This window comes from Pseudogemmobacter faecipullorum (assembly GCF_020539525.1).
Classification (GTDB): Bacteria; Pseudomonadota; Alphaproteobacteria; order Rhodobacterales; family Rhodobacteraceae; genus Pseudogemmobacter; species Pseudogemmobacter faecipullorum.
Map to the genome: position 1 here is coordinate 36,912 of NZ_JACDXX010000008.1, position 17,969 is coordinate 54,880.

The following is a 17,969-nucleotide window of genomic DNA, read 5'->3' on the forward strand; positions in this document are numbered from 1 at the left end:
TGGCTCAGCCCATACGCTCAGAAGCGTAGGAACCCGGCGAGGCCGGGAATACCACGGTTTTCTCACCGTTGATGAAGACACGGCCATGGATATGGGCATGGATGGCGCGGGCCAGAACCGAAGCCTCAACATCGCGGCCAAGCGAGACGTAATCCTCGCCCGATTGCGCATGGGTGATGCGCACAATGTCCTGTTCGATGATCGGGCCTTCGTCGAGATCCGCGGTCACATAATGCGAGGTCGCCCCGATCAGTTTCACCCCACGCTCAAAGGCTTGTTTATAGGGGTTCGCGCCTTTGAAGGACGGCAGGAAGGAATGGTGGATATTGATGATCCGGCCCGACATTTCGCGGCACATCTCATCTGAGAGCACCTGCATATAGCGCGCCAGCACGATCAGCTCGGCCCCGGTCTCGCGCACGATCCGCATCTGCTCGGCCTCGGCCGCGGCTTTGGTCTCTTTGGTGACCTTGATGCAGTAATAGGGGATATCCTGGTTCACCACGACTTTCTGGTAATCCATATGGTTCGAGATCACCGCGACGATCTCAACCGGCAGGGCGCCGATCCGCGAACGATAGAGCAGATCGTTCAGGCAATGGCCAAAACGCGACACCATAATAATGACTTTGCGCTTGGCCAGCTCGTCGAAGAATTCGGCCTCCATGCCGAATTTCTCTGCAATGACCACGAAGGCCTGGCGCAGATCCTCCAGGGTTTTCCCCTCCTGGCTGCCAAAGCTGATGCGCATGAAGAAACGGCCGGTATGGCTGTCGTCGAACTGGCTGCTGTCGGTGATATTACAGCCCTGTTCAGCGAGGAAGGTCGAAATGGCAGCGACAATGCCGCGGGTTGAGGCACAGGTGACGCGAAGGGCAAGTTTGGTCATGAAATTTCCAGATACCGGAAGGGAGGGCAGCACAGCCCGGCTTGCGAAGCGAAACCGGGCTGTCGGCTGCTCTATAACACTCTGCTACAGGAAGCACCCTGTCATTCCGGCCCCGGACTTGTTCATTTCGGACTAATTTCCGGCTCATCCGCCAGAAACGGACATGTTCTCAATTGCTTGCCTGGGTCGAGGCGAAACAGCACAGGCTGCGCCTCCGGCCCCGATCTGCGGCCGGAGAGCTGGGGTCACTCCAGTCCGAGCGCCGCTCGGATCACCGGCAAAGCCGGCGCGCCTTCCCGCGTGGTCACGCCTTCGAGCCAGGGCCCAAGCAGTTCGGGCATTTCCTTCAGCTGCGCCCGGGCCGCATCCATCGGCTCAAGCCCTTCGCTGAGGATGCGGTTCATGCCATAGTTTTCATAGGCCAGCGTATATTGCATCTGTGACAGGAGCCGCGCCACATTCGGGCATTCGGCCGCATAGCCCGGACGGGACAGGGTCCGCACTGTCGCGCCGCCGAAATTGGCGCCAAAGACCTCATCCCCGTCCTCGAGATAGGCAATCTCATAATTGATGTTCATCGGATGCGGTTCCCAGCCGAGGAAGACCACCGGTTCCTGGCGCGAAATGGCGCGCTCGACCTGCGAGAGCATGCCGCTTTCACTGGTCTCGACCACTTCCCAGCTGTCGTCAAAGCCGTAAAGACCATTGGCCACCATATCGAGCAGGTAATCATTTGATCCCGGCTCGATGCCATAGATTTTGCCGTCAAACAGCTCACGATTGGCTGCCACATCGGCAAAACTGCGGATCCCGGCCGCATTCATATAGGCCGGAACCGCGAGGGTGAACTTCGCCCCCTCAAGATTCACCCCCAGAACATCGACCAGGTTTTTGTCAAAATACTCTTTGAAACTTTCGTCCTGGACCGGCCGCCAGTTGCCCTGGAAGGCATCCATATTGCCCTCCTGCAAGGCGGCATAGGTGACACCGAGGCCAAGAATGGTGTTTCCCGCATCATAGCCGAGCGTATCGAGGATCAGCTCGACAGTGGCATCGGTGAACAGGATATCGGTCCAGCCCAGGTTTGCGAGCCGCACCGTCTGGCAGCTGTCTGCCTCGGCGAGGGCTGCCCCCGCGCTCAGGCTGAGGATGGTGGTAAATGCTGTGGCGGCAGTGAGTTTTCTCATCTTGTGTCCCTGTTGGTTGATATCTGGTGAAACAATCCTTCTCTGAGACCGTGGCGGCCGCAGAAAGCTCGGAACCCCGCTCAGCTGCCGAAGGTAATGACTGAGCGCGCCACCCGTCCGGCCCGCAGATCGTCAAAACCCTCGTTGATGGCTTCCAGTGGCAGTCGCTGCGAGATCATCAGATCGAGATGCAGACGCCCGGCGAGATAGAAGTCGACGTAACGCGGCATATCCACCCGGAAGCGGTTCGAGCCCATATTCGAGCCCTGCAGCCGCCGGTCATAGAGCAGGGCCACCGGATCAATCTCCAGCTTCTGCCCTTCGGGCACCATACCAATCACCGTGGCCACGCCAGAGGGGGCCAGCATTTCAAAGGCCTGCTCGGCGGTGCGTTTCCTGCCCAGGGCCTCAATGGCGTGATCGACACCACCGCGGGTCATCTCGCGCACAGCTTCGACCGGATCGATACCGCTGGCATCCAGGGTATCGGTCGCCCCGAACTGGCGGGCCAGCGCCAGCTTATCCTTCTGGATATCAATGGCGATGATGCGCCCTGCCCCGGCGATCGCGGCGCCATTGATCGCCGAGAGCCCGACCCCGCCGCAGCCGATCACGGCCACCGTCGCCCCGACCCCGATCCTGGCGGTATTGATCACCGCCCCCATACCGGTCGTCACCGCACAGCCAATCAGCGCCGCACGGTCAAAGGGCATGTCGCGGCGGATCTTCACCAGCGCATGTTCATGGACCAGCATCATTTCGGCAAAAGCGGAAAGCTCATAGAACTGTGCCACCGGCACCGCCCCCTGGGAGAGGCGGAAGGGCTGGCTGTCGTCACGGCGCGTCTCATGCTGGTGGTCGCAGTTATAGGGGCGCCCGGTGGTGCAAAAGCCGCAATGGCCGCAGAATACCGAAAGGCAGCCAATCACATGATCCCCGGGCGCGAGGCCGATCACCCCCTCGCCCACTTTCTCGACGATCCCGGCCACCTCATGGCCAAGAATGGCAGGCCCTTGCATCGCATAGGCACCATCGATGAAATGCAGATCCGAATGGCACAGACCCGCCGCCATGGTGCGCACCAGCACCTCGCGCGGGCCGGGATTTGCGATCTGCACCTCTCCAATGCTGAGCCGCTGTCCGGCTCCGTGAAACAGCGCGGCCTTCATAACGGGGTCTCCTCAATAGAGCAGTGCTGGCGCAAAAACGCGCTGATTTCATCAAGCGAGGTCGTGGCCTCGGGTAATGCAGGATAAAATTCAAACACATGCCAGAGGCCGGGCCAGTCGCGCAGCGTGACCGCGACGCCTGCCGCCTGCAGCGCGTCGACAAGGCGATACACCTGTTCATGCATGATGTCGCGGCTGCCCGTGGTGATGAAGGCGGGCGGCAGGCCGCGCAGATCTCCGAGCAGCGGCGAAACCGAAGGGTGCTGATGATGGCCCGGCGCATAGAGTCGCGCCGCATCGCGCAGTATCTGCGCGGTGATGGTCGGATCCCAGCCATCATTGGCAAAGCCGTTGCCGCCGCTCAGGTCGCACCAGGGCGAGAGCAGGACCATGGCGGCGGGCAGTTTCAGCCCTTCGTCGCGGGCCGCCTGAAGCATGGCCAGCGCCAGGCCGCCCCCGGCAGATTCACCAATCACCGCAAAGGGTTCTGTCGCAGTGGCGACAAAAGCGCGATAGGCCGTCAGGGCGTCTTCAGGGGCTGCGGGCCATGGATGTTCCGGTGCAAGCCGGTAGCTGGGCGAGAAAACAACTGCCTCCAGCCTTTCGGCCAGCCCGGCTGAAATCGGCAGGTCGGCCTCGGGATCACCGCTGATATAGCCACCGCCAAACAGATAAAAATGCTGCGCCAGCCCTGCTGCGCCCGCAGCCCGGGCTGATTTTGGCACAATCCGCAGTGTCTCGATCCCGGCAAGGCTGTGGCGCGACAGGCTGACCTGATGGCGTTTCACCGCCGCCCGGCTCTCAGGGCGCGCGGTGGTCTGAGCCAGGCTGCGAAACCCCGCAATGCTGCTGTGACTGACCGCCATACTGGCAACCGGAAGATAGTCGCGCAGGAACTGCTGCGCCGCTGCACTCAGCGCTGCATCTTCGGCGGCGCGGCGCGGGGCCTGATCTGCGGGCGGAGAAAAATGCTGGCCGGGCAGCAGGCGCTGCAACACCCGGTAAAGCAGCGTCCGGGCGCGCTCGGGGGTGAAGGTCACCGGATTGGCGGTGTTCTGCCAGAGCCCGTCGATGAAAATCGCCAGCTCTTCGGCCAGATCGCTGGCCTCGGCACGACCGATCCCCATAGCCCGCAGGGCCTGGCTCAGCGTCGACAGAAACCGGCGGTCAAAAGCGTGCTCGATCCGCTGCAGCAGGGGATATTCACCGATCAGCGCATAGATCGCCAGCCATGTATTGACCGCCTCGGGGGTCAGAACCGAAGGGGCAATCTGCGCCTCCAGAAGCGCCGTTACCCGCTCCTGCGGGCTGTTGGCCAGCGCGAGACGGCGGCGCATCCCGGCGGTGAATTCACGATAGATGCTGCGGAAGGTTTCCAGCAGCAGCGTTTCTTTATCGGCGAAGTAATGCTGGATCAGCGCCGGTGCCACCCCTGCCTCGCGGGCGATGCGGCCGAAGGTGGCGCGGGTGATACCCTCTTTATGGATCGCGGCCATGGTGGCGGCGATGATCTGACGCCGTCGTACCGGCTCCATTCCGACTTTGGGCATTGCAATACCTGGGCTGGGAGGGAAATCAGATGTGATTCGTTTTTATAGTATGATTATATAAAAATAAGTCCACATCTTTTCGCAGCCCGGAAAACGAAAGCGCGCCCCCTGTCGGGGACGCGCCTGGCGGTCAGACCGGTGTACTGCGGATCGGGTTCGGAGCAGGCGGGGCTCAGGCGGCTGGAGCCGCTCCCCCACCCTGCGACCAGCGCTGCGCAATCACGGCGCAGATCAGCAGCTGCGTCAGGTGATAGAGCATCAGCGGCAGGATCACCGGGCCAATCGCCTCGGGGGCGAAAAGCGCCGTGGCAATCGGCAGGCCGCTGGCCAGGCTCTTGGTCGAGCCGCAAAAGAACAGCGAGGCTGCATCCGCCCGCCCGAGGCGCAGAACCCCTGCCCCCAGCCGCATCATCAGCATCATCAGGGCAAGGAAGCACAGGATCACCGCCGCCAGGCTCAGCAGCCGTGGCAGCGGTGTATTCTGCCACAGGCCGGCCACGGTCCCGGCGCTGAAGGCCACATAGACGATCAGGAGAATAGAGCCGCGATCCGCGATCATGGTCAGGCCAGGACGCTTCTTGAGCGGCGCCATCAGCCAGGGCCGCAGCAGCTGACCAAGCGCGAAGGGCAAGAGGATCTGCAGGAAGATCGTCAGCACCGCATCGCCGGAAATGCCGCCACTGCGGTGCAAAACCAGCGCCATCAGTGCAGGCGTCAGCAGCACGGCAGCCAGGTTGGACAAAGATGCCGCGCAGATCGACCCGGCGACATTGCCGCGCGCCAGCGAGGTGAAAGCGATAGAAGACTGCACGGTAGAGGGCAGAACCGAGAGGAAGAGCAGCCCAACCGCCAGCTCTGGCCCGATCAGCGGCCCGGCGATCCAGGCAAGACCAAGACCTGCCAGCGGGAACACCGCCCAGGTCGCGGCAAAACAGCCCAGCTGCAGGCGCAGATTGGTCATCGCCTGGCGCAAAGCGGCCGTGTCGAGCTTAGCGCCATAGAGGAAGAACAAAAACGCCACCGCCCAGTAGGTGACATGTGACAGCACCGTGGCAAAGCCGCCGCGCGCCGGAAGGAAGGCTCCGGCCAGCACCATCAGAAGCAACAACAGCATATAGCTGTCGAAGCCGAAACGTTTTAATCGGTTCATCATCTCATTCCTGGGGCTGCCAGCCCGGCAGGCGAGGGCAGGCCATTATCTGATTGCGGTCTGGCACGAGGCACCAGGGCGGTCCATCATTACGGTTGTCCCGGCCACCGACAAGCACCTCCGGGAAAAAGTGCTGCATTTTCAGTCAGGATCCTGTCTGTGCTGCCCCTCGCTTTCCGGCGGGGATCACCGGCCTGAAGCGTCTTCGGCCCTGAGAGAAAGGCGGCAGCGCTGCCACCGCGGCGCGCCTCGTCGGGATGATCTGATCCGGCAAGCGGTCCATGCAGCAGGCCCCCCGGGCCGCGGCTCTCCAGCGCCGGAAAAAGTCGCACCAGCATCCCCAGGCCGCAGCAGGCGGAAAGCCCGGCGCCGGCGCTGCATCCGCGATCCGCTTAATCCAGCCCTTACCACCAAAGAAAAACGCCGGCCCCGAAGGAGCCGGCGTTTCGCTTTTCAGCGCTGATCAGGCCTGCAGATCGTAGCGGTCTGCCGTCATGACCTTGGTCCAGGCTGCGACGAAGTCACGGGCGAACTTTTCTTTATTGTCGTCCTGGGCATAGACCTCTGCATAGGAGCGCAGGATCGAGTTCGAACCGAAGACCAGATCAACGCGGGTGGCGGTGAACCTGGTGGCACCGGTGGCGCGCTCGACAATGTCATAGCTGTTGCGGCCGGTCGGCTTCCAGCTATAGGCCATATCGGTCAGGGTGACGAAGAAGTCATTGGTCAGAACACCCGGAGTGGCGGTGAACACGCCATGCTTTGCACCGCCAAAGTTGGTGTCGAGCACACGCATACCCCCGATCAGGGCAGTCATTTCAACGGCGGTCAGGCCCAGCAGCTGCGCGCGGTCCAGCAGCATCTCTTCAGCAGTCACGATTTCGGAATGCTGCTGCAGATAGTTGCGGAAACCATCATGCTTCGGCTCGAGCACTTCAAAGGCCGCAGCATCGGTCTGCGCCGCGCTGGCATCACCCCGACCCGGAGCGAAGGGCACCTCGATCGACAGGCCAGCCGCTCTGATCGCGTTTTCAATCCCGACGTTACCCGCCAGAACGATCACATCCGCCAGCGAAGCGCCACCTGCCGCGGCAATCGGCTCGAGCGCGGCCAGCACTTTCGCCAGACGGGAGGGCTCATTGCCTGCCCAGTCTTTCTGCGGGGCCAGACGGATGCGCGCGCCATTTGCACCGCCGCGGAAGTCAGACCCCCGGAAGGTACGGGCGCTGTCCCAGGCGGTGGCGATCAGCTCGGCATCCGACAGGCCGGTTGCCGCGATTTTCGCTTTGAGCGCTGCCACATCATAGGAGGTATTGCCTGCCGGAACCGGATCCTGCCAGATCAGCTCTTCCTGGGGCGCATCCGGGCCAATGTAGCGGGTGTTCGGTCCCATATCGCGATGGGTCAGCTTGAACCAGGCCCGGGCAAAAGCATCCGAGAAGGCGTCGAAATCATTCATGAAACGCTCCGAGATCGCGCGGTAGACCGGGTCTACCTTCAGCGCCATATCGGCATCGGTCATCATTGGCATACGGCGGATCGAGGCATCCTCGACATCGACCGGCATGTCAGCTTCGGCAATATTCACCGGCTCATATTGCTGTGCACCGGCCGGCGATTTCGTCAGCGCCCAGTCATATTTGAACAAAAGGGTGAAGAAGCCATTGTCCCAGACCGTCGGATGGGTGGTCCAGGCGCCTTCGATACCCGAAGCCACCAGATCACGGCCAATGCCACGGCCGGTGGTCTTCATCCAGCCCATGCCCTGATCCTCAAAACCGGCCGCTTCCGGCGCGGGCGAGAGATCGGCGGCATTGCCATTGCCATGGGCCTTACCGATGGTATGGCCGCCGGCGGTGAGGGCCACGGTTTCCTCGTCATCCATGCCCATACGGGCGAAGGTTTCGCGCATCATCAGCGCGGTGCGCGCCGGATCCGGCTGGCCGTTCACGCCTTCGGGGTTCACATAGATCAGACCCATCTGCACTGCGGCCAGCGGGTTTTCCAGCGATTTGGCGTCAGTCACATCGGCGTAACGGGTATCAGAAGGCGCCAGCCATTCCTGCTCGTCACCCCAGTAGATATCTTTTTCCGGATGCCAGATGTCTTCGCGGCCAAACGCAAAGCCAAAGGTCTTCAGACCTGCGACCTCATAGGCGATGGTGCCGGCATAAGAGATCAGATCCGCCCAGGACAGCTTATTGCCGTATTTCTTTTTGATCGGCCACAGCAGGCGGCGGCCTTTGTCGGTATTGACGTTATCGGGCCAGGAGTTCAGCGGGGCAAAGCGCTGGTTGCCGGTGCCATTGCCGCCGCGACCATCGGTATTGCGGTAGGAACCCGCAGCATGCCAGGTCACGCGGGCCATCATGCCCACATAGCTGCCCCAGTCTGCCGGCCACCAGTCCTGGCTGCTGGTCATCAGGGCGCGCAGGTCGGCCTTGAGGGCCTCCACGTCGAGCTTTCTGACCTCTTTGCGGTAGCTGTACTCCGCCCCCATCGGGTTGGTTTTCTTGTCATGCTGATGCAGAATATCGAGGTTCAGCGCATTCGGCCAGAAGACGCTGGTACCGCCGTTTTTGGTGGTAGCTGCCCCATGCATCACCGGGCATTTGCCCGCAGACGAAGTGTTGTGGTCGCTCATTGAGTATCCCTCAGATAGTATCTCAGGCCAGGAAGGCACGGGAGATGGCGTAGACTGGAGTCGTTCTAACCTGGAGTCTTCATAAATAAAATTTGTATTTTCTGATCGTAGTAATATGCAACGCTTATGATCACTCTCAAACATCTGCGTTATTTCAGTGCCCTCGCCCAGCACCGCCACTTCCAGCGGGCCGCGGATGCCTGTGCGATCAGCCAGCCCGCCCTCTCGCTGCAGATGAAAGAGCTTGAAGCCGTGCTCGGCGCACCGCTGATCGAGCGCGGCAGCCGGCAGATCAGCATTACCCCCCTGGGCGAGCAGTTTGAGATCCGCGCCCTGCGGATCCTGCAGGAGGTGGCCGAGCTGACCGATCTGGCCCGCGCCGCCAGAGAGCGGATCCAGGGGGAGCTGCGCCTCGGGGTCATCTCGACCATTGCCCCCTATCTGCTGCCGCCGGTGATCCGCCGCCTGATGGCCGATATGCCAGGCATTGATCTGCGCCCGCGCGAGACCACCACCGATAAGCTGCTTGAGGAACTGGCGCATGGAAGGCTTGACGCCGCGATCATGGCGCTGCCCGCCTCGCAGCCCGGGCTGGAAGAGCATTTCCTGTTTGAAGAGGAATTCCTGCTGGTGCGCCCCTCGGGCGAGGCCGGGCAGCCCCTGCCCTTTCCCGGCCTGCTGCCGCCGGGGCTGCGGCTTTTGCTGCTGGAGGAGGGGCACTGCTTCCGCGATCAGGCGCTTGGCTATTGCACCCGGAAGAACGAAGTCGCGCCGGATATGCTGGAGGGCACTTCGCTGGCGACGCTGGTGCAGATGGTCGAGGCCGGAATGGGCATCACGCTGATCCCGGAAATGGCGCTGAAACGCGAGACCCGCGGCGCAGATGTGGCCATCACCCGGCTGTGCAAGCCGAGGCCGACACGGCGGATCGGCATGGTCTGGCGCTCCAGCTCGCCGCTCTCGGATCATCTGCGCCGCATTGCCGAGCTGATCGGGGCGGAATATCACTCTCTGCGCCAGCAGGCCGGACCAGAAATTCCGGCCTGAGAAGCGGCGCCCCGCGAATAAAACAGCGAGGCCGCAGGAGAATGCCCTGGGCCAGCGCCGCTCTCGCCCCCGGGACCGCGCCCCGCTCTCTCAGCCGATCTCGATCACGGTGCGGCCGCGGATCTGACCGGCCACGATCTGTTCGGCCAGCTGCGGCAGATCCGCAAGCTTTGCCCTATGGGTCAGCCCGGCCAGTTTCGCCCGGTCGAGATCGCGCTCGAGCAAAGCCCAGGCCCGGGCGCGCCGCGCCTGGGGACACATCACCGAATCCACGCCGAGCAGCGCCACCGAGCGCAGAATATGCGGCATCACTGTGCCGGGCAGATCAGCGCCCCCGGCCAGGCCGCAGGCCGCAATCGCCCCGCCATAACGGGTCTGCGCCAGAGCATTGGCGAGAGTATGGCTGCCAACCGCATCAATCCCGCCGGCCCAGAGTTCGGCCTGCAAGGGCTTGCCCGGCGCCGCGAGGCTGGCCCGGTCTGTCACCGCCGTCGCACCAAGCCCGCGCAGAAACCCCTCTTCCGAAACGCGCCCGGTTGAGGCGGTGACCTCAAGCCCGCGCGCGGCAAGCAGAGCAATGGCGATGGTCCCGACACCTCCGGCAGCCCCCGTCACCAGGAAGGGGCCTGGTCCGGCAAGCGTGCCATGATCCTCCAGCGCCAGCACACAAAGCGCGGCCGTATAGCCCGCCGTACCGATCGCCATAGCCTCAGCGGCGGAAAAGCCAGCAGGCAGCCGGGTCAGAAATTCGGGCTTCAGCCGCTGAAACCGGCTATAGGCGCCCCATTCGGTCTCGGAGAGGCCCCAGCCATTAACGATCACCTGATCGCCTGGCTGCCATTGCGGCGCGCGCGATGACACCACCACCCCGGCCAGATCGATCCCGGCCACCATCGGCAGCCGCCTGGCGATCCGGGCCTTGCCGGTGATCGCCAGCCCGTCCTTATAGTTCAGGCTGGAATGGCTGATCTCGACCAGCACCTCATGATCGGGCAGATCCGCAAGGCTCAGTTCGGTCAGCCCGGCCCGGGGCCCTCCCTCTGTCTCGCGGATCAGCATAGCGGGAAATCTGCGCGTCATCCGGTATCCTCCAGTGCCATATCTACAGACAGTGCTAACCGCCGGCAGGGCCTCTGCCTAGGCCCCGGAAGCAGCAGCCGGCCCTGCCGCCCCGCCCCAGGAGGGTACAGATCTGACCCGGCCCGGGGATGAAATCGGGCTGCGGTGATTGTCAGCCCGGCGCACATCGGCGATGCTCGGCCCAATCCTCCGAGCAAAGCGAAGCCAATGCCAGCCACATCCTCCACAACCCGGACTGATCCAAAGCCTGCCGCTGCAGAAGCCGAGCGCGAGGCCCGTCTTACCCGGGCAGACTGGCTGGCGCTGGCGCTGGAAACTCTGGTCAGTGACGGCATTGATCAGGTCAAAATCCAGATCATGGCAAAACAGCTGAATGTGGCGCGCTCCAGCTTTTACTGGCATTTCGAAAGCCGCGAGGCGCTTCTTGATGCTATGCTGCAGGAATGGCTGCAAAAAAACACCGGCCCGATCATTGAGCGTGCGTTGCGGCCCGCCGCTGATATCAACCTCGCGCTGATCACCGTCTCGGAATGCTGGCTGCACCGCTCGCTGTTTGATCACACGCTCGATGTCGCGGTCCGGCTCTGGGCCCGGCGCTCAGATGAGGTGCGCCGCGTGGTTTTACAGGCCGATACCATGCGAACCGATGCCATCCGCGCCATGTTCATGCGCTATGGCTATGAAGAGACCGATGCGCTGATCCGCGCCCGGACCATCTATTTCACCCAGATCGGCCAGTTCACCCTGGAAGATATCGAGCCGCCACCCCTGCGCAGAAAACATGCCATTGATTACATCCGCATTTTCACCGGAGTCAGCCTGAACGAGGCCCATCTGCGCGCGATCTCTGCCATTTTTGGCTGAGCCGCAGGATGCGCCGGACAAAAGCGCGGCAATTCTGGACATACATGTACTGATCTGGCAAAGGGGGCGAGTCCCCAGATCAGAGCGGCCTTGTCATGACGCGTAAATATTCTGCCCTCTCGCTTTTCAAAGAGGGTCTCACCGGTCAGAAGGGCTGGGAGCCAGCCTGGCGCTCACCCGAGCCAAAATCCAGCTATGATCTGATCATCATCGGCGGCGGCGGGCACGGGCTTGCCACGGCCTATTACCTCGCCAAAACCCATGGCATCACCAATATCGCGGTGCTGGAAAAGGGCTGGCTGGGCGGCGGCAATACCGGGCGTAACACCACCGTTGTGCGCTCAAACTATTTCTTCCCCGAAAGCGTGCGGCTCTATGACCTGGCGCTGAAGCTCTATGAGGGGCTCTCGGCTGAGCTGAACTATAATATCATGCTGTCGCAGCGCGGCATGATCAGCCTGGCGCACAGCCCGGCCGAAATGGAAATGTCGGCCCGCATCGTCAATGCGATGCAGATCAATGGCACCGATGCTGAGCTTTTCGGGCCGGAAGATGTGAAACGCGTGCTGCCGATCTATAATTTCTCGGACCGCGCGCGCTATCCGGCCCTGGGCGGGGTCTGGCAGGGCCGGTCCGGCACGGCACGCCATGATGCGGTGGCCTGGGGCTATGCCCGCGCCGCAAGCGCCATGGGCGTTGATATCATTCAGCAATGCGAAGTGCTTGATTTTCTGATCGAGGGCGGGCGCTGCCGCGGCGTGCGCACCACCAAAGGCGAAATCCGGGCCGAGCGCACCGGCATGGCCGTCGCCGGTCATTCCTCACAGATGGCGATCAAAGCCGGCTTCCGCCTGCCCGTCACCTCCTATGCTTTGCAGGCCTGCGTCTCCGAGCCGGTCAAGCCGGTGCTCGACACGATCGTGCTCTCGCCTGGCGCCGGCACCTATGCCAGCCAGTCCGATAAAGGCGAGATGGTGGTCGGCGGCGGGCTGGACCGCATCCCCTCCTATGGCCAGCGCGGCAATCTGCCGGTGCTTGAAACCGTGCTCTCGGGCCTTGTTGAGATGTTCCCCTCCTTCCGCCAGCTCAAGCTGATGCGGCAATGGGCCGGGATTGTTGATGTGGTCCCCGACAGCTCTCCGATCATCGGCGAAAGCCCGCTGCCCGGCCTGTTCCTGAACTGCGGCTGGGGCACCGGCGGCTTTAAGGCCATCCCGGCCGGCGGCACGCTGCTCGCCCATCTGCTGGCAACCGGCCAGCATCACGACATCTCGCGCCCCTTCGATCTCGACCGTTTCACCACCGGCCGCCTGATTGATGAGGCCGCAGGTTCCGGCATCGCCCATTAAGGCTGACATCCATGCAAATCTTCTCCTGCCCCTTCTGCGGCGAACGGCCCGAGACCGAATTTCACTTCGGCGGCGATCTGAACAATCCGCGCCCCGAGGGTTTTGATCAGGTCAGCCCTGAGACCTGGGCCTCCTATCTTTATTACCGCAACAACCCCAAAGGCCTGGCCCGTGAGTTCTGGATGCATATTCCCTGCGGCGAATTATTCGCCATGGAGCGCGACAGCGTGACCATGGCAGCCGCCGCCGGCCAGGCTCTGATCCATGAGGGCGAGAAATGAGCGCGAAACGTCTGCCTGCGGGCGGTGAAATCAACCGGGGCAAGGCGCTGCGGTTTACCTTCGATGGCCAGCCGGTTCTGGCCTATGAGGGCGATACTTTCGCCGCCGCTTTGCTGGCTGCGGGCCATAAAGTGGTGGCGCGCAGCTTTAAATACCGCCGCCCGCGCGGAATTTTTGCCGCCGGGGCCGAGGAACCAAATGCCTATGCCGATCTGCGCAAAGCAGGTGAGACGCGCATCAATCTGCGGCTGACCACCGAGCTGGCGGTCGATGGGGCCGAGCTGCGTTCGGCCTCGACCGCGCCCTCGGCGCTGCATGACCGCACCGGCATGCTCGATCTGTTCGCGCGCTTCATCCCTTCGGGCTTCTACTACAAGACCTTCATCTGGCCGAACTGGCATCTGTTTGAGCCGCATATCCGCGAAATGGCCGGGCTTGGCCGGGTGGATGTGACGCAGACCGGCCCCGAGGGAGAGCAGAAGAACCACCATTGCGACGCGGTTGTGGTCGGTGCGGGCCCGGTCGGCATCGCCACCGCCCGGATGCTGGCCGAGGCCGGCCAGAAGGTGCTGCTCTGCGACGAGGCGAGCCGGATGGGGGGCAGCCTGCTGTCGCGCGATGCGGTGATCGACGGCCTGCCGGGCCGGACCTGGGCCAGGCAGAACCTTGACGCTTTGCAGGCCCTTGGGGTGACGCTGCTGCCGCTGACCACCGCTTTCGGCATCTATGACCATAATCTGATCGCGCTGAACCAGCGCCGGGCCGATGGCAGCCCGGATCTGCTGTGGCGGGTGCGGGCCGGGCGGATCCTGCTGGCCACCGGAGCGATTGACCGGCCGCTGCCCTTTGACCGCAATGACCTGCCCGGCATCATGTCGGCCCAGGGGGCGCTGACCTATCTGCGCCGCTACGGCGTGCTGGTGGGCGAGCGGCTGGTGCTGGCCACCAATAACGCGGCCGGGGCGGGTATGGCGCGCGCTTTCTGCGAGGCCGGGGCCGAGGTGGTGCTGGTCGACAGCCGTCCTGCTGCTGCCGAAATCAGCGCTCCGGGCCTGCGCCATCTGCGCGGCGTGGAAATCCGCAAGGCCTTTGGCCGCAAAGCGGTTACCCATGTCCAGCTGAGCGATGACCAGACCCTCACCTGCGATACGGTCCTGGTCTCGGGCGGCCTGACCCCGAGCATTCACCTTTACGCCCAGGCGAAGGGCAAGCTGCGTTTTGACGATCAGAAACTGGCTCTGGTTCCTGACAGCGAGCTGGCGGGCATCACCGTGCTCGGCGCAGCGCGCGGCGATTTTGCCCTCGACCGGGCGCTGGCGGCACTGCCTGCAGCCCTTGGCCTGCCCGAAGCGGCGGTGATCCCAGCCGAGGGCACCCCCTGGGACATCACCCCGGCCTGGCCCACGCCCGGGATGAAGGGCCGGGTCTGGATCGATTATCAGCATGATGTAACCACCAAGGATGTGGCCCTCGCAGCGCGCGAGAACTTCGTCTCGGTCGAGCATCTCAAGCGCTATACCACGCTTGGCATGGCCACCGATCAGGGCAAGACCTCGAATCTCAACGGCCTTGCCCTGATGGGCCAGCTGACCGGCCGCACCATCCCCGAGGTTGGCACCACCACCTACCGCCCGCCCTTTACCCCGGTGCCCTATGTCAGCCTCGCCGGCAATCGCGGCGGTGAAAGGATGAACCCGCTGCGCCGTCTGGCCGTCGAAAACCAGCACCGTGCCGCCGGAGCCAGCTTTGGCGAATATGGCGGCTGGCTGCGCCCGGCCTGGTACGGATGCGACGAAAGCGCCATCATGACCGAGGCCCGTCTGGCCCGCGAGCATGTCGGCCTGTTCGACGCTTCGCCGCTTGGCAAGATCGAGGTGATCGGCCCTGATGCCGCCGAATTCCTCGATTTCATCTATTACAACACCGTCTCGACGGTGAAGCCGGGCGGTTGCCGCTATGGTTTCATCCTGTCGGAAAATGGCATCGTCTATGATGACGGCGTGCTGGTGCGCCTTGATGAGAGCCGCTTCATCGTCTCCTGCTCCTCCTCGCATGTGGCCGGGGTTTACGGCATGATGGAGGAATGGCGTCAGGACCGTTTTCCGACGAAGAAGATCTTCATCCATAACGCCACCGCCGAGACCGCCACCTTTACCGTGACCGGGCCGAAGGCGCGCGAGGTGATCCGCGCCGCTGGCATTGAGGCTGACCTCGCGGATGAGGGCTTCCGTCATATGACCACGCGCTGGGGCCGCTTTGCCGGGCATGAGCTGCGTCTGACCCGGGTCAGCTTTACCGGCGACCGCTCTTATGAGCTGTCGGTGCGTCAGGATCTGGCCAGCGGGCTGTGGCAGAAACTGGCTGAGGCCACGGCAGAGTTTAAGGGCGGTCTGGTTGGCATTGAGGCGATCATGATCCTGCGCGCCGAAAAGGGCTTTATCGTCATCGGCAAAGACAGCGATGGCATGACCCGCCCCGGCGATCTGGGCCTTTCCGGCCCCTTGCGCAACAAAAAGACCGAATTCATCGGTCGCCGCTCGCTGCTGCAGGATGAGGCGCAGCGCCCCGACCGCAACCAGCTGGTTGGCCTTGTGCCAAGCGACGGGCTGGGGCTTTTGCCGATCGGCGCGCATGGCATTGATCTGAGCGGCGGCGCCCCGCGTTCGATCGGCTATGTCACCAGCAGTTATGACAGCGTTTCCCTGCCGCATCCGGTCGCGCTTGGCCTGATCGAGCGCGGCGCCAGCCGCCATGGCGAAGAAATCACCTTGCAACACCTTGGCCAGCGCCGCCGTGCCCGCATCACGCCGCCCTGTGCCTTCGACCCTGAGGGGGAGCGTCTGAATGCTTGATCGTGGTGAATTCTGGGCGCCCGCTGTCAGCGAGGGCCTGCTGATCCGCACTGCGCAGCTGGAGGTGGAGCTGCTTGCACCGCTGCACCAGATCATGCTGAGCGGTGATCTGGCGGCCGGTCTGGCGCGCTATGGGTTGAGCGAAAGCCTTGGCCTGATGGCCGGGGCACAGGGCGAAACCTATGCGCTGCGGCTGGCGCGCGGGCGGATGCTGATTGTCGGCGCGGGCACGGATGCCGCCGTCGCGGGCTGGAGCGAGGGCATTGCCACCACGCCGATGACCGGCGCGCTGGCGGTTCTGGAATTGCGGGGCGAGGGTACGGCCGAGCTGATTGCCCGGGCAACTCCCATTGATCTGTGCCAGGCCTCACCCTGTGCCGCGCTGAATTTCGCCGGAGTGACATCGGTGCTCTACCGCCATGAAGGTGCAGTGCGCCTGCATCTGGACCGTGGGCTGGTCAGCTATATGGCCGACTGGATCCGCAGCAGCGGCGCGGCCTGAGGCTTTACACCCCGAAAAAACAAGGGCCGCACCGACAAAAAGGGGCGGCTTTTTCATTTTCCGCACAGAGATGACCTGAAACCTGTTCAATTGTTACGCGATAACTGACAGAATCTTTTACAAAATGACGATATGCTTGTCAGTTTTGAAGCTTTTGATTTGTATAAATCCATACAGGATTGTACTTAACTGCGAAGAATCCTGGTCCCATCCCTGTGCTGGCACTGAAAGGCATAAGATCTCAGCCCCCTGAGAGCGAAGGCCCCACAGCGCCCTTCAGGCCGGGCAAGGCAGAAAGCTGTTCGCTCTGACGGGGTGCCCCCTCTCAGGGCGTCACAGTTTAAACGGACAACAAGCCGGTTTGTGGCCCCGGTGAGCATCTGGCCCGATGATGGAGACCCGCGCATGACCTTCAAACATTTGCCGCTGGCACTTGCCGCCAGCCTCAGCCTGATGGCCGCGCCCGCCGTCGCTGAAACCGTGCTGAAAATTGCCACCGATTCCGGTGCCAAAGGCTCGGATACCGGGAATGCGATCGAATCCTGGGCGAAAAAGATCGAAGAGGGCACCAATGGTGAGATCAAATTCGAGATCTTTTACCAGAATGAGCTGGGCGGTCAGCAGGAAACCTTCGATCTGCTGATGGCAGGGGATGTCGACCTGATGCTCAACTGGCCGATGACCTCATATGATCAGCGCATCTCGCTGCTCTATGTCCCCTATATGTTCACCAACTGGGAAGACGGGCTGAAAGCCTATTCCGCAGATGGCTGGCTGACCCAGGCGATGAGCCTGATCTATGAGGATCAGGGCCTTGAATTCCTTGGCGCCTGGCCGGAAGGTTTCAACGGTATTGGCACCAAGGGCGGCCATGCGCTGACTGCCGGGGATGCCGCGAAATTCAAAGTCCGCGTGCCGCCGATCTTCCCCTTCACCGAGACCGCGCAGGCGCTCGGCTATCAGACCGCCGCCATCGACTGGGGCGAACTCTATTCCGCGATCCAGACCGGCATTGTCGGCGGGGATGCCGCCAATATCATCTTCTACGACCTGACCTATTTCCCGGATCTGCTGACCGACTGGACCTCGACCCGCACCCAGCTGATCACCGGCGTGCTGACCGCCAATGCCGAAAGCCTTGAAAGCCTGAGCGAAGCGCATCAGCAGGTGATCCGCCAGGCCGCGAAAGAAGTGATGGAAGCCCGCTTTGCTGCCGCCGAAGCCGCGAATGCGGCCGATGCAGAAAAATGGAAAGCGCTTGGCCATGCTTTCATCGAGCCGAGCGAGGCCGAAATGGCTGAAATGGTCCGCACCGTGCGCGAAAAAGTTTGGCCGCTGATGGAGCCGGTGCTCGGCGAAGAGCTGACCGCGCTTATCCATGCCAATGCCTCGGTGAACTGAGCGG

At 62.7% G+C, this 17,969-nt stretch carries 14 protein-coding genes; 7 read left to right on the top strand and 7 right to left on the bottom strand.

The genetic code is table 11. The features are described 5' to 3' along the window. Nucleotides 1-4 precede the first annotated feature (4 nt). From purU to katG, 6 genes are all read right to left on the bottom strand, one after another. The gene (purU, locus tag H0485_RS10015) at nt 5-889 is read right to left on the bottom strand and encodes a formyltetrahydrofolate deformylase (RefSeq protein ID WP_226935236.1); all 885 of its coding nucleotides are present in this window, start codon (nt 887-889) and stop codon (nt 5-7) included. A gap of 245 nt (nt 890-1,134) precedes the next feature. Then, nucleotides 1,135-2,076: a glycine betaine ABC transporter substrate-binding protein gene (locus H0485_RS10020; RefSeq protein WP_226935237.1), complete on the bottom strand. Its 942-nt coding sequence runs from the start codon at nt 2,074-2,076 to the stop codon at nt 1,135-1,137. Between the two features lie 80 nt (nt 2,077-2,156). Next, on the bottom strand, nt 2,157-3,245 hold the full coding sequence (locus H0485_RS10025) for a Zn-dependent alcohol dehydrogenase (protein WP_226935238.1): 1,089 nt from the start codon (nt 3,243-3,245) through the stop codon (nt 2,157-2,159). Next, entirely contained in the window at nt 3,242-4,795 is a 1,554-nt protein-coding gene (gene betI, locus H0485_RS10030; RefSeq protein WP_226935239.1) for a transcriptional regulator BetI, read from the bottom strand. Before betI ends, H0485_RS10025 begins: the two co-directional genes overlap by 4 nt. Nucleotides 4,796-4,967: 172 nt before the next feature. Further along, on the bottom strand, nt 4,968-5,945 hold the full coding sequence (locus tag H0485_RS10035; RefSeq protein ID WP_226935240.1) for a bile acid:sodium symporter family protein: 978 nt from the start codon (nt 5,943-5,945) through the stop codon (nt 4,968-4,970). A gap of 463 nt (nt 5,946-6,408) precedes the next feature. Then, nucleotides 6,409-8,589, bottom strand: coding sequence for a catalase/peroxidase HPI (gene katG, locus H0485_RS10040; protein WP_226935241.1), 2,181 nt, complete (start codon nt 8,587-8,589; stop codon nt 6,409-6,411). A 126-nt stretch (nt 8,590-8,715) separates the two neighbouring features. Between katG and H0485_RS10045 the strand changes: the two genes are divergently transcribed. After that, the gene (locus H0485_RS10045; protein ID WP_226935242.1) at nt 8,716-9,636 is read left to right on the top strand and encodes a LysR substrate-binding domain-containing protein; all 921 of its coding nucleotides are present in this window, start codon (nt 8,716-8,718) and stop codon (nt 9,634-9,636) included. Nucleotides 9,637-9,726: 90 nt separating this feature from the next. On the opposite strand, the gene H0485_RS10050 is transcribed toward H0485_RS10045, so the two are convergent. Continuing rightward, nucleotides 9,727-10,716 carry an MDR family oxidoreductase gene (locus H0485_RS10050; protein ID WP_226935243.1) on the bottom strand — a complete coding sequence of 330 codons (990 nt, stop codon included), beginning with the start codon at nt 10,714-10,716 and terminating at the stop codon, nt 9,727-9,729. A gap of 207 nt (nt 10,717-10,923) precedes the next feature. Here H0485_RS10050 and H0485_RS10055 point away from each other — a divergent pair, with 207 nt between their 5' ends. The 6 genes from H0485_RS10055 (at nt 10,924) to dctP (ending at nt 17,965) form a co-directional block, all read left to right on the top strand. Continuing rightward, nucleotides 10,924-11,580: a TetR/AcrR family transcriptional regulator gene (locus tag H0485_RS10055; protein ID WP_226935244.1), complete on the top strand. Its 657-nt coding sequence runs from the start codon at nt 10,924-10,926 to the stop codon at nt 11,578-11,580. A gap of 95 nt (nt 11,581-11,675) precedes the next feature. Next, nucleotides 11,676-12,929 (top strand): sarcosine oxidase subunit beta family protein, encoded by a 1,254-nt coding sequence (locus H0485_RS10060; protein ID WP_226935245.1) that lies wholly within the window; start codon nt 11,676-11,678, stop codon nt 12,927-12,929. A gap of 11 nt (nt 12,930-12,940) precedes the next feature. Beyond that, nucleotides 12,941-13,210: a sarcosine oxidase subunit delta gene (locus H0485_RS10065; RefSeq protein WP_226935246.1), complete on the top strand. Its 270-nt coding sequence runs from the start codon at nt 12,941-12,943 to the stop codon at nt 13,208-13,210. Beyond that, nucleotides 13,207-16,062 carry a 2Fe-2S iron-sulfur cluster-binding protein gene (locus H0485_RS10070; protein WP_226935247.1) on the top strand — a complete coding sequence of 952 codons (2,856 nt, stop codon included), beginning with the start codon at nt 13,207-13,209 and terminating at the stop codon, nt 16,060-16,062. The genes H0485_RS10065 and H0485_RS10070 overlap by 4 nt, the downstream gene beginning before the upstream one ends. Continuing rightward, nucleotides 16,055-16,564, top strand: a complete 510-nt coding sequence (locus H0485_RS10075; protein WP_226935248.1) for a hypothetical protein — start codon at nt 16,055-16,057, stop codon at nt 16,562-16,564. The genes H0485_RS10070 and H0485_RS10075 overlap by 8 nt, the downstream gene beginning before the upstream one ends. 405 nt (nt 16,565-16,969) lie before the next feature. Further along, nucleotides 16,970-17,965: a TRAP transporter substrate-binding protein DctP gene (gene dctP, locus H0485_RS10080; RefSeq protein WP_226935249.1), complete on the top strand. Its 996-nt coding sequence runs from the start codon at nt 16,970-16,972 to the stop codon at nt 17,963-17,965. The last annotated feature ends 4 nt before the right edge of the window (nt 17,966-17,969 follow it).